The 12,554-nt window shown below is 61.0% G+C and carries 10 protein-coding genes; 7 read left to right on the forward strand and 3 right to left on the reverse strand.

Features of this window, described 5'->3' with window-relative positions; all coding sequences use genetic code 11:
• The first annotated feature begins 4 nt into the window (after nt 1-4).
• The 7 genes from H7R76_RS10965 (at nt 5) to H7R76_RS10995 (ending at nt 5,838) form a co-directional block, all read left to right on the forward strand.
• Nucleotides 5-1,369 (forward strand): 3-carboxy-cis,cis-muconate cycloisomerase, encoded by a 1,365-nt coding sequence (locus H7R76_RS10965; protein ID WP_182967742.1) that lies wholly within the window; start codon nt 5-7, stop codon nt 1,367-1,369.
• Nucleotides 1,347-2,111 (forward strand): 3-oxoadipate enol-lactonase, encoded by a 765-nt coding sequence (pcaD, locus tag H7R76_RS10970; RefSeq protein WP_106926889.1) that lies wholly within the window; start codon nt 1,347-1,349, stop codon nt 2,109-2,111. The genes H7R76_RS10965 and pcaD overlap by 23 nt, the downstream gene beginning before the upstream one ends.
• Nucleotides 2,101-2,493, forward strand: a complete 393-nt coding sequence (gene pcaC, locus H7R76_RS10975; RefSeq protein WP_182967744.1) for a 4-carboxymuconolactone decarboxylase — start codon at nt 2,101-2,103, stop codon at nt 2,491-2,493. The genes pcaD and pcaC overlap by 11 nt, the downstream gene beginning before the upstream one ends.
• An 89-nt stretch (nt 2,494-2,582) precedes the next feature.
• Nucleotides 2,583-2,948, forward strand: coding sequence for a RidA family protein (locus H7R76_RS10980; protein ID WP_182967746.1), 366 nt, complete (start codon nt 2,583-2,585; stop codon nt 2,946-2,948).
• Nucleotides 2,945-3,601 carry a helix-turn-helix transcriptional regulator gene (locus tag H7R76_RS10985; RefSeq protein ID WP_182967748.1) on the forward strand — a complete coding sequence of 219 codons (657 nt, stop codon included), beginning with the start codon at nt 2,945-2,947 and terminating at the stop codon, nt 3,599-3,601. The genes H7R76_RS10980 and H7R76_RS10985 overlap by 4 nt, the downstream gene beginning before the upstream one ends.
• A complete protein-coding gene (locus tag H7R76_RS10990) occupies nt 3,591-4,409 on the forward strand; it encodes a PhzF family phenazine biosynthesis protein (RefSeq protein WP_182967750.1) in 819 nt (272 codons plus the stop codon). The genes H7R76_RS10985 and H7R76_RS10990 overlap by 11 nt, the downstream gene beginning before the upstream one ends.
• A 178-nt stretch (nt 4,410-4,587) precedes the next feature.
• Complete coding sequence (locus H7R76_RS10995; RefSeq protein ID WP_182967751.1) at nt 4,588-5,838, forward strand: putative acyl-CoA thioester hydrolase; 1,251 nt, start codon at nt 4,588-4,590, stop codon at nt 5,836-5,838.
• A gap of 47 nt (nt 5,839-5,885) precedes the next feature.
• On the opposite strand, the gene H7R76_RS11000 is transcribed toward H7R76_RS10995, so the two are convergent.
• The 3 genes from H7R76_RS11000 to H7R76_RS11010 all read right to left on the reverse strand — a co-directional run bounded on the left by H7R76_RS11000 (nt 5,886) and on the right by H7R76_RS11010 (nt 12,552).
• Nucleotides 5,886-7,319 carry an aldehyde dehydrogenase gene (locus H7R76_RS11000; RefSeq protein ID WP_182967753.1) on the reverse strand — a complete coding sequence of 478 codons (1,434 nt, stop codon included), beginning with the start codon at nt 7,317-7,319 and terminating at the stop codon, nt 5,886-5,888.
• Between the two features lie 131 nt (nt 7,320-7,450).
• Complete coding sequence (locus H7R76_RS11005; RefSeq protein WP_182930534.1) at nt 7,451-9,574, reverse strand: virulence factor SrfC family protein; 2,124 nt, start codon at nt 9,572-9,574, stop codon at nt 7,451-7,453.
• Nucleotides 9,571-12,552 (reverse strand): virulence factor SrfB, encoded by a 2,982-nt coding sequence (locus tag H7R76_RS11010; protein ID WP_182967755.1) that lies wholly within the window; start codon nt 12,550-12,552, stop codon nt 9,571-9,573. Before H7R76_RS11010 ends, H7R76_RS11005 begins: the two co-directional genes overlap by 4 nt.
• Between the last annotated feature and the right edge of the window lie 2 nt (nt 12,553-12,554).

Raw genomic sequence — 12,554 nt, forward strand, 5'->3', positions numbered from 1 at the left:
TGGAATGAGTGTGTTGACCCCGCTATTGCGTACCCGTGCGCTGACTGATTTTTTCAGCGACGAGCAGACCGTGCAGGGGATGCTGGACTTTGAAGCGGCGCTGGCCACCGCGCAGGCGCAGTGCGGCGTGATTCCCGAATCGGCGGTGGCCCCCATCGCGGCGATGTGCCGGGCGCAGCTGCTTGATCTGCCGGAGCTGGCAAGCGCGGCGGCGAACGCGGGCAATCTGGCGATTCCACTGGTGAAGCAACTCACCCTGCGCGTGAAGGCGCAAGACCCTGAGGCTGCGCGCTATGTGCACTGGGGGGCGACCAGCCAGGACGCCATTGACACCGGCCTGGTGCTTCAACTGCGCGGCGCGCTTCAGGAAGCGGAAATCCGGCTGTGCCGTTTGATTCAGGTGCTGGCAGAACAGACGGCGCGCTACCAGCACACGCTGATGCCGGGGCGAACGTGGATGCAACATGCCTTACCCATCACGTTTGGCCTGAAGCTCGCTGGCACGCTCGATGCGCTGCTACGCTGGCAGGAACGGCTCGTACAGCTGCGCCCACGCGTCCTGTCGCTGCAGTTTGGCGGCGCAGCGGGGACGCTGGCCTCCCTGAAAGCGCAGGGGCCGGAGGTGGCGCAGCGGCTGTCTGCGACGCTCGGGCTGGCGCTGCCGTCTACGCCCTGGCACAGCCAACGCGATCGTATCCTTGAGGTCGCCGGTTGGTTTGCCGGGCTGAGCGTGACGCTTGGCAAGTTTGCCAATGACTTCTCGTTGCTGATGCAGACCGAAGTGGCAGAGGTGAGCGAACCGATTGCCGAAGGCAGGGGGGGCTCCTCGGCCATGCCGCATAAGCGTAATCCGGTCAGCTGCGCGGCCATTCTGGCCGCCGTACAGCGGATGACGGGGCTAATGGCTACGCTGTATGCCGCGCAAATTCAGCAACATGAACGCGCGCTGGGCGGCTGGCAGGCCGAATGGGAGACGCTGCCGGAGCTGGTGATGCTCTCCGGCGGCGTGCTGGAAAACAGTGAATATCTGTTGCGTGGTATGCAGGTCAATACGGCGAAAATGCGCGCCAATCTGGATATCACTCATGGTTTGATTATGGCCGAATCGGTCACTCAGGCGCTGGCGGCCTTTATTGGTAAAGCTGACGCCCATCATCAGATAGAAAAACTCTGTCAGCGGGCCATCGCGCTGGATTGCCCGCTACAACCGCTGTTGGAGAAGGACCCGCTGGTCAGCCAGCACCTTTCCCCGGCGCAACTTTCGCAGCTGCTGGACCCAGCGGCCGCCATCGGCAGTACCGATCATTTCGTGCGCCAGGTACTGGCGCGCTATCAGGAGCAGGGACATGAATATCCATTATCGTCTTGAAGGACCAGAAACGGCACCGGTACTGGTGCTCTCTAATTCACTGGGAACCACCCAGTCCATGTGGGATGCGCAGATGCCCGCGCTAACCGAGCACTTTCGCGTACTCCGCTACGATACCCACGGTCACGGGCAAACGGGTAAACGCGGAAAAGTGACGTTGTCACAGTTGGGTGAAGATGTGATCACGCTGCTTGACCATTTACATATTCAGCGCGCCTTCTTTTGCGGGATATCAATGGGCGGCCTGACCGGGCTTTGGCTGGCCCGCTTTGCGCCAGAACGCTTTATGGCGGTGGCGGTGGCCAACACGGCGGCAAAAATTGGCGAGCAGGCAAACTGGCTGTCGCGTGCGCGCACCGTTCGAAGCGAAGGCATGGGCGTGGTGGCAGCGGGCTCGGCGGATCGCTGGTTTTCTGCCGATTTTCGCCAGCACCAGCCTGCGATTGTTGAGCCGTTGTGCCATCAGCTGGCGCATGCCGACGCCGAAGGCTACGCCGAGTGCTGTGAAGCGCTGGCGGCGGCCGATCTGCGCGGCGAAGTGGCGGCCATCCGACTGCCGATGCTGATCATCGCTGGCGAACACGATCCGGTCACCACGGTTGCCGATGCCAACTACCTGCACCAACAGATTGACGGCGCTTTCCTGGTGAATTTACCGGCTTCCCATCTCTCTAACGTGGAAGCCAGCGAGGAATTTACCTCGGCGCTGATTGCCTTTTTACGGAGGGAAAATGGACGATAAGCAACGTTATGAACAGGGGATGGCGGTACGCCGCAAGGTGCTGGGCGATGCGCACGTTGACCGGACGCTGAAAAACCTGTCGCCACTGAACGAAGAATTTCAGGATTTCATTACCCGCTACGCGTGGGGAGAAACCTGGACCCGGCCGGGGCTGGATCATCATACCCGCAGCATGATAACCATTGCGATGCTGATCGCGCTTAACCGTGAAGCGGAGCTGAAAATGCACCTGCGTGCGGCGTTTAACAACGGGGTGACCCGCGATGAGCTAAAAGAGTTGATCATGCACTCAGCGCTGTACTGCGGCCTGCCGGCTGCCAACGCGACGCTGCATCTGGCGCAGCAGGTGTTTAGTGAGATGGATGCTGAATCCGCCGTCTGAAAATCAACATTTGTTGAAAATTGCAATTTTGTTGAAATTGTCAGCGGGCGATGCTATCGTCAATTCTCCGTTACCTCAGGAGTTTTACGATGGCACTCGTCCGTTATCCCACGACCAAACCCTTTCCCTTTTCCGACGCCGTAGCGGCGAACGGTTTTCTTTTCCTTTCTGGTCAGGTGGCGATGAGCCCGGAGGGGCAGCCGCAGTACGGCACCGTAACTGAGCAGGTTAATGCCATTATGCGCTCGGTCAGTGAAACGCTGGCGCGCGGGGGCGCACAGCTGAGTAACGTGGTGCGTGCGCAGGTCTGGCTGAGCGATATGGCGCATTATGCTGAATTTAATCACGCCTGGCGTCTATGGTTTCCTGAGGGTTTCCCCAGCCGCAGCGTGACGACCAGCGCGCTGGCGTTCTCACTCGATGTTGAAATCGAGATTCAGGCGGTGCAGCCATGAATTCGATACGCGACACCACGATCGCCACGCTGAACGTTGCGCTGGAGGCACTGAAAGCCACGCTCCCGGCCAATACGGAAGTGGTGCTGCACGATCTAACCCAGCCGCAGTCCTCGGTAGTGGGCATTGTCAACGGGCACGTCAGCGGGCGGCAACTGGGTGATGGGCTGCTCAGCGGGCCGGAAGACGATGAAGGGTTTCTGGGGCTGCTTGACGCATCGCAGCCGCCGTCTTCTTCCCGCCTGTTCAGCGGCTATACCTCATTGACGCACGGCGGCAAACCGCTGAGCAGCGCCTCGACGCTCTATTACGATGCCAGCGGCAAAGCGGTCGTCGCGTTTTGTGTCAACGTCGATATGGAGCCGGTGATGCGTTTTCGTCGTGAGCTGGATTACCTGGTTTCCGCTGTCCCCGCAGCCCAGCCCGTTGACCATCCGGTCAGTTCGCTGCCTGAAAGCTCGCTGACGGCGCTGTTAGGCCGCTTTCAGCCGGGGCCAACGGAAAACCCGAAAGCATTTCGTCTGCGAGTGGTAAGCGAACTGCACGCCATGGGGGTTTTCAAGATTAAAGGCAGCGTCAATGAAGTGGCGAAAGCGCTTGGCGTGACGCGTTACACCATTTACAACTATCTGGACAAACTCAATGAACACTAACACCCCGTTAACGCTGCCGTTTTACCAGGTTGATGCCTTCACTGCGCAGCCTTTTGGCGGTAACCCTGCCGCCGTTATGCCATTGCGCGAATGGCCGGATGACAGCGTCTTAAAAGCGATTGCTGCAGAAAACAACCTTTCTGAAACCGCATTTTTCGTCCCGCTCGACGACGGCTTTCATCTGCGCTGGTTCACGCCGGCGGTGGAGGTCGATCTTTGTGGCCACGCCACGCTCGCCGCATCATGGATATTGTTCAACGTGCTGAACTATCCGGGCGAGACGCTGCGATTTTCCACCCGTAGCGGCCTGCTGACCGTCCGGCGCGAAGGCGACGAGCTGTGCATGGATTTCCCGACCAAAATGCTGCGGCCGATTGATGAACCGCCGGGACTGCTGGCTGCGCTTGGCCTGAGTGAAGGCGTTGAAGGTTTCTGGCAGTCTGATGACATCGTGGTGCTGGTGAATGATAAAGCGATCGTCGATGCGCTGACGCCGGACTTTAACCTGCTGGCTGCCTTTAATACCCGAGGGGTGATCGTGACGGCACCAGACGATGAATTTGACTTTGTATCCCGCTGGTTTGGCCCTCAGGTGGGCGTTAATGAAGATCCTGTCACCGGATCAGCACACGCCTGGTTGGCACCGTTCTGGGCGAAGCGCTGTGGCAAAAATTCACTGCGCGCCCAGCAGGGCGGCGCGCGGAAGGGAACCCTGCGTTGTGTGATGCGTGAGGAAGGGCGCGTGGCGCTGTACGGCCAGGCGCGATTGATGATCGAGGGGACGTTCCGTCTGTCGCATAATGGCTGAGAAATCAAAACGTGAGTGCCGGGTTGTTCAGCTTACGCTGGTGTGTATGTTAGTGCTGTACGGCCTGCTGATAGCGTTGTCGTAATAGGGCAAAGCGTGATCGCGAAGGATTAAAACAAAATAGCGTTCCATTATTATCGGTTCTTAGTTTCTGTTTAACGTTGCACATGGAGAACCGATGACAAGACGACCTTATCTGGGCATGTCGACGCTGCTTTGTATGCCGCTGGTCCTACAGGGCTGCGCGGCACCGTCGTCAACAGGAACGGCAACCCGGCCCCTGCTGACGGCGCAGGAGGCCGCGCCTTACACCGTTGAAAACTATTTCGCGCAAGGCGGTCTGTCAGACCGCCCGCAGGGCCCCTGGCGGCCTGCGGCAATCACGCTGGAAAACATCAATACGCCGTGGCGCGTCGCGCCATCCGGTGCACCTTTCACCCGCATTCAGCCAGCGATCGATGCTGCCATTGCTCAGCACCAGGGGACCGAGCGTCTGTACATTCGCATTGAGCCGGGTGTGTATGTCGGCACGGTGTATATCCCGGACGATGCGCCGCCTATCACGATTTTTGGGGCGGGCAACGGGCCGGAGGCGGTGCGTATTGAATTCGCGATCGACTCGCAGTTCAGTCCGGCAACTTACCGGCAGACGGTCAACGCCGAAGACTATCCTCCGGGGTCGCCCGCGTACTACCAGTATGCGCTGTGCGCGGGGAAAACCACCGCGCAGATAGGGACCAACTGTGCGGCGGTGTTCTGGTCGCAAAGCCACGATTTTCAACTGGTGAACCTGACGATTGCTAACAGCCTTCTCGATACCGTCGACGGCGGCACCCATCAGGGCGTCGCGCTGCGTACCGACGGTGACCGTGTACAGCTGAAAAATATGCGTCTGTTGGGGCGGCAGGATACGCTTTATCTCAACGTCAGTAACCGGCGTAACGATGCGCTGACCGATCGTATTCATCGCGTTTACGTGCAGGACAGCTACATTGAAGGCGATGTGGACTACGTGTTCGGCCGCGCCAATGCGGTGTTTGATCGCGTGCATTTCCATACCGTTTCCAGCCGAAAATCGCCGGAGGCCTACGTGCTTGCACCCAATACGCTGCCGGACAATCCCTACGGTTTTCTGGTGAAAAACAGTCGCTTTACTACCGATGAAGGTTACAAAGGCACCTTTAAGGCCAGGCTGGGGCGGGCGTGGGATCAGGGGGCAGGGAAAACCGGCTACCTGCCGGGCAACACGGCCAACGGTCAGGTGCTCATTGTCGATAGCGTGATTGATGGCGGCTATGACCGACTGTCGCCGTGGGGCGCGGCGGCCACCACGGCGCGGCCGTTTAACGGCAACGCTCAGCCGTCACGGCAGCTGAATGATGTGAACCATAATCGCCTGTGGGAGTGGAACACGCGCTGGCAGCGCTAGCCAGGCGAGGCGCCTGGCCGAACCTGTAGCCCGGCCAGGCGTTGGCGTCAGAACGGTAGCTTGCGCGGCTGCGTTTGCATTGTCACCCAGCGCAGTTCGGTAAACTCGTGGACGCCCGCGCGCCCGCCAAAGCGGCCGTATCCGGAATCTTTGGTGCCGCCAAACGGCATTTGCGCTTCGTCATGCACCGTTGGGCCATTGATGTGGCAAATGCCGGTTTGCAGATCCTGCGCGACATTCCACGCGCGGGCGGTATCCCGACTGTAGACCGCAGACGATAAACCGTAGGCGCTGTCGTTAGCGATGCGTACCGCATCCTGCTCATCACGGGCGCGGATCACCGCTTTGACCGGGCCAAAGGATTCTTCGTTCCACAGGCGCATGTCGGGCGTGACGCCATCCAGTAGCGTGGCCGTCATTAGCGTGGAGTCGGCCTTGCCACCGGTCAACAGCGTGGCGCCTTTCGCCAACGCATCGTCAATTAACGCATTGCAGCGCTCGATGGTTTTGCTATCTACCACCGATCCCAGCAGCCCGGCGGGGAGGCCTTCGACGCGTTTTACCAGTGCGGCAATAAACGGTTCGGCAATGGTCCGATCAACGATGATCCGTTCAGTCGACATACAGATCTGCCCGGCATTGGCAAACGCACCGAAGGTTGCGCCAGCGGCGGCCTGGTCGATATCGGCATCGTCCAGCACCAGCAGCGGCGCTTTGCCGCCGAGCTCCAGTACGACCGGTTTCAGGTGCTGCGCGCAGGTCTGCGCGATGATTCGGCCCACCGGCGTGGAGCCGGTAAAATTAACCCGTCGGATGCCGGGGTGCGCAATCAGCGTTTCGACTATCGCTGGGGCATCCTGCGGTGCGCAGGTGAGATAGTTCACGACGCCCGCCGGGAACCCGGCGGCCGCCAGTGCCTCAACAATTAACCCCTGCGTAGCCGGAGAAAGCTCAGAGCCTTTGAGGATCACCGTATTACCACAGGCCAACGGCGTGGCGATGGCGCGAACGGCCAGAATAATCGGCGCGTTCCACGGCGCCATGCCTAGCACGACGCCCGCCCCCTGGCGGATAGCCATCGCCAGGTTACCCGGAATATTAGACGGGATCACCAGACCTTCGATTTGCGTCGTCAGCGCCGCCGCTTCGCGCAAAATATCCGCGCCGAGATGAACGTTAAACCCCGCCCAGTGCGGCGTAGCGCCGGTTTCGGCGTGCATCGCTGCCGTGAAGCGTTCGCTGCGTTGTTCAAGCTGCTCGGCCGCCGCGAGCAGCAGGCGGCGACGTTCACCGGGCGACGTATCGCGCCAGGCGGGGAAGGCCGCCGCGGCGGCCTCGGCAACGTGCACCGCGTCGGCGAGGGTGGCCGCCGGGGCAATACTGGCAACGGAATGATCGATGGGATTATGGCGTGTAAACGTCGCATTGCCTTGCGCGGCGCACGCTTCGCCGTTAATCAGCAGGGTACAGGTGATGGTCATGGAAACCTCTTCTCATCTCGGGTAACGCATCGAGTGTAGAGAGGCGCAAGCGTGCTGAATATCCATGATGCGGATTTCGCACGCTTTTTTTCAGCTTTTGAAAGCGGTTCACATCCCTGTGCCGCCGAGGGTTACCCGAGAAACGCCAGCAGTTCGCGCTGGGCGTTATCGCTGAGCTGGAGCAGATTCACCGCCTCGCCGGGCTCGGTGCTGCGCGCATACAGCGCCACCAGCCAGTCGTACACATAGCGCGTGGCGGCGTGAACCGGCTGCTCGCCGAGCTGAGTCAGGCGTGCGCTGGCCGTCGTGCTGCCGGTGGCGAAAATGGCGCTGCCTTTGGCAATACGGCTGGCAGGACGTTGCTCAGCCGGCTGCTCGGCATAGCCTAGCCAGTTAATGAAGTTGCCGATCAGCGCGCGCAGCTGCGCGGCACCGGCCTGCTGCTCCGCGCTGGCCCGACGAAGCTGTGACGCTAAGCCCTGGCGCTGGCTGGCGGCAATCAGCGCCAGAACCAGCTGCTGCTGGGCCGAGGGCGTCAGCAACGGGTGAGGCTGACGGCTCCACTGACGCAGGTGCTTAGACCACAGCGCATAGGCCAGGGAACCGTGATCCTGGAAGGATGGTGCATGCTGCGCCACCGTATCTGGCGCGGCAAACAGATCCACCGCATCGTTAAACAAACCGCTGGCTTTCTCTTCGCGCTGCTGCTGTACCTGACACAGGCTGTCGAACTCGCTCAGCGGCGGCAGCAGCGCTTCCAGCAGCTCACCGTGGCGCGCGGCGTGGGTTTGCAGTTCGCGAATCAGGCTTTCTGCCTGTGCGGCCGATGGGCATGAGGAGGCCAGCAGCGGCTGACACAGAACGCGTAGCTGCTGGTGACGTGCCTGGCACATGGCGGTAAAACGGCGCTGGCGTAGCTCAGGCAGCGTGGCCTGCGACAGCCATTCAATCAGCCGCTGAAGGCTGCTGTGATCCAGCGCCTGCAGCGTTCCCCAGTGCTGGCCGGGTTTGCCGACCAGCTGTTGAATCGCTTCATCAAAGTGGCGTTTATGGACAAATCGATCGTCTTGCGGCGTAATCGCCCAGACCAGGCCCGGCAGCTTATTTTCCTGCGTTGGCTGGGTTTCATGCACCCAGCGCAGCAGCGCTTTCGCCGTGGAGGGAATGGCGGTGCGCTGGGCGGTGGCGTTGCAGGCTAACAGAATATCCGGCTGGCGCTGCTGGCGGTAATGATCGAGCAACCAACGGCATTTGCTGGCCCACAGCGGCGTATCGTTGGCGAGCGCCGGGACGGGAATATCAATAATATCAACGTTATCCAGCACGCCTTGTTCTACATTCAGCACCAGTTCAACGGTCAGCAGCGCCAGCGTCGCCACCGGTATGCTGACTGCGTTCTGATAGCCCTCGGCGGTCAGCGGGTGCACCAGCACCGCGTCATCGCTGTCGCCGCCCGGCGTCAGGAAGGCATCCATGGGCAGCGTGAAGCTATCGACCAACAGGCTCAGCGGCGCCATGACTTCGCGACGGTTTCCCGCCTGATGCAGCGCGTGTGCCAGGGTCAGCCATTGCTGGGTCAGCGCCTGCTGTTCCCCCCAGAGCAGTGACCACGCGCGGGCGCGGGCGGTGAGATCCAGCGACGGCAGCAGATGGGCAAACTGGTACCACAGCGTGTCGTCGATTTGCTGATAAGCGCTCGGCAGCGTATCGCGCCAGAAGCGAGCGATGGCCGCAATCTCTGCGGCGGTTATCCCTGCCACCGGCTGCGGCTGGCGCAGGCTCTGCCAGCTGCGCAGGCGGGAGGCGAGTAGCGCATTATCCGGCGGTCTAACCTCTCCGCGCTGCCAGGCGTGGGCGATAAACAGCTGAACCAGATCGGCTTCGCTCATTAATGCCAGGCGCAGCGGGAAGGCGTCATCGGGCGTGGGTTGCTCGCGGCTAAAACGCACCGCCATTTGGGTCAGACTATGCCCGGGATTGATATGGCTGAAGTAATCAAGGGTTTTACTGCCCGTTTGTACCGTCAGCCGCCCGTCGCCGCTGCCGCACAGCGTCCGTAGCAGGTGGGCCTTAGAGGCCTGCGAATGGCCAAACAGGGCAATGCTGGCGCGACGGGCGCTGGCGTGCAGATGTGCCTTGTGCTGAGCGTCGAGCGCCAGCAGGCGAATCATCAGCGCATCGGCATCGTCGTCCAGCGCCGGGTGCGTTTGTCGGGCGGCGGCGAGCCAGTCGATAACTGCAGGTAAAGTGGTCATTTCAGGAATACGCTCCCGCTGTCAATCCAGTAGTGGCTGCCGCTGTGGCGGCGGTCGGCCAGAGTATTGAGCTTCAGTGTCAGGGCATCCGGCGAAACCGGGGTGCCGTCCTGTAGCCAGGCGTCGCTCAGCACAAAGGACAGCGGCGCTTCGTGTCGGCTGCCGCCCTCAAGCTTCAGACGTACCTGAAGAACACCGTCGCCCGCGATCGCTTTTGCAAGCTCCGGCGAGTTGATGCTCAACGTATACAGCGGCGTGGCGGGCCAGCGGGTATTCGCTAACTGGCGGAAGCCCAGCGTCACGTTGCCACGCAGCGGGAAATGCAGCCGTGCGTCAAGCTTTGCGCCGGGTTTGTCGAGATCGAGATCGTGATACCAGATGTTTTCATCACGCAGCGTATTGACGGTTTTATCCAGAACGCCGAGATAGCGCACCGTGGAGTAGGCACCAATGTCGGCCGCTTTGAAATTAAAGTGCGGCAGGCGAAGGTCCAGCGCCAGGCTGCACAGCATTGCGCCCACGGCCGCGGTGGATTTCGGGTTGCCGATGCGCCCCTGTTGACTGAACGGATACCATTCATGAACGTGATATTTATCCAGCCAGACCATGCGGTTAACCGGCACCGGCTGCAGGTAGCGAATCAGCGCCTGTACCCCCGGCAGACAGCCAGGACGTCCGGTCACCAGCAGAACATCGCAGGCGTAGTGAGAAATAGCTTCACACAGCGCGTGCAGCGGGCCAGAGAGGGTAAATTCCCCGGCAAGCATCGCGTCTTGCAGGTTGCTGAAGGTGACTTCTAACGGTACTGCCAGCAGGTCGAACGGCGCGCTGCCTGCGGGGAGCGCATGTTCAATGGCCTGGCCGACATAGTTCATCACGTTGCGGGTTGGCGTTTGGCTCAACAGCTCGCCAAAGGTAGCGTGCAGCCCGGCCAGCGGGTCCTGGACGTCGCTTTGCTCCCACGCCGCCAGAATGGCATGGCCGATCGGCATAAACAGCTGCAGGGCGGTTTGCTGGCGCAGCACCGCCTGGGTATCAAGCCTGCCTGAGTCGCCAAACAGCGTAGCCATTAGAGCCTGGGCGTCGGCAACGCCGGATTTTTGCAGTTGGGTTTGCAGGGCGGGCAGCACGCAGCGCTGGATAATATCCAGCAGCACATCGTCACCGGCGATTTTAAACCCTTCGCGGAACAGGAGCTGCGGGGTAATTTTGACGTTGCCGCCGATGCCGTCATCCAGTTGGTATTGCGCAATGGCCATGTCGGTGGTTCCACCGCCGAGATCCAGCGAGGCGATGCGTAGCGCTCGTCCGGGGGCAGCCCCCGGCTCGGGCTGGCGATCCGGGCGTGCCATCGCGGCGAACAACGCTTCGGTCTGCCCGGAAAAATGCGAGATCGCTTCGTTGTACAGCCAGACCAGCTGGCCGCAGCTGGCTTCATCCCATTCCATGTGAATTTTCGGTACCGGAACCACGCTTTTTTCCTGCAGACGCACGTTGGCAAAGTCTTCATCCTGCGGATGCCAGCCCATGGCTTTCCACACCAGCGCAATCGCTTCAAACATCCGGCGGCGGAAGATTTCCCGCTCCTGTTTCGGCATCGCCGACGGCAGGGTGAGGATCAGCGTACGCAGCTGGCGCGGCGAGGCAGGGAAGCCCAGCCGCAGGCGGGTAGCGACGCTGTTGATCTGCCCCAGCGCCTGCGCCAGAATTTCACACAGCATGTGGGTCATCAGGGTGCTACGGCTATACTGCGGCGAGAAGACCGGCATCCGCTCGTCCGGCGGCAGCGTAAACAGCGGCTGGCCTTCATCGTTCATCAGGTTCATCAGCGGGAAGGCGGTGGCCAGGGGTTCGCGCTGGGTTTTACCGTTCATCTGGCTAAAGCGCCAGTCCTGTACGGTCGGGGTTTCGTCCCACAAATAGCGGCGCGGGCTGGAAATACCGCTATAGCCTTCGGTGCCGGCACGCTGCATCGCCAGCTTACGGGCTTCATCGCCCACGCGCACCAGCGACGGCCAGATAAAGGCGTCTTCGCGGCCGCTTTCCACCGAGAAGTGCTGCTTGCCGAAACGTGACTCTGAAAACTCGACGCGGCTGGTGAACAGCGGTTCATTCAGATACTGCGGCTCGCTTAACGAGCGGACCTGTAGCTCGGCGGTCTGGCGCAGGCCGTCGTTCGCGTCGCCGTGGTCTTCGATAATAACGCCACAGGTATGGGTGTTGCCGACATCGAGGATTAAATCAACCGGAATCGCCGGGGTGCTCAGCGTGGCGGTCACCATTTTAATTTCCGGTACCGTGAGCTGCTCGCCGAGCAGGGCCAGAATATTGAGCCAGTGGCCCTGATACTCAAAGCTGCGCAGCGCCTGCGCCACATCGCGCTCGCTGCGGGTTTCATGCGTCGTTACGCTCTGCTGGAAGGCTTCGCGCAGCCAGCCGTCAATCCACGTCTGGTCGAGAAAATCGCTGATTTCGTCATCGCGCCAGGCCAGCGCGAAGCGGGTGCCGTTCAGCAGGTCGCTGGCGACCGGCGAGAGTGCGTTAAGGTCATCGTGGCCAATCTGGCTATCAAATGCCAGGGTTACGCGGTGGCTATTGCCCGCGCTGTCCGGCTCATTGAGGCGGCGAATTTGCACGCGCGCCCAGTTATCCGGGCCTTCCACGAAGGTGCGCGGCGGGTTAAAGCGCAGGAACGGCAGGGGCAGCCACACTCCGTCCAATAGCGTCAACGAATGGTGCAGCGCGAGCGTGGATTCCGGCTTGACCACCTCAGGCGGGCGTCCCGCTTCACCCGGCAGGGTGTAGCGCTGGTTCACCACGTCATAGTCGAGACGCAGCAGCGGGCCGTTGGCGGTTTTTCGCACGAAGCGGCCGTTTTGCAGCGATTCCTGCGGGCTGAGGCCAAAATCAAGGAACTGCACGCCGCTGTTGGCAATCAGCGTCACGCTCTGTTTGTAATCGCAAAGTGTCACCAGCATGG

This window comes from Klebsiella sp. WP8-S18-ESBL-06 (genome assembly GCF_014169755.1).
Lineage (GTDB): Bacteria > Pseudomonadota > Gammaproteobacteria > Enterobacterales > Enterobacteriaceae > Kluyvera > Kluyvera ascorbata_B.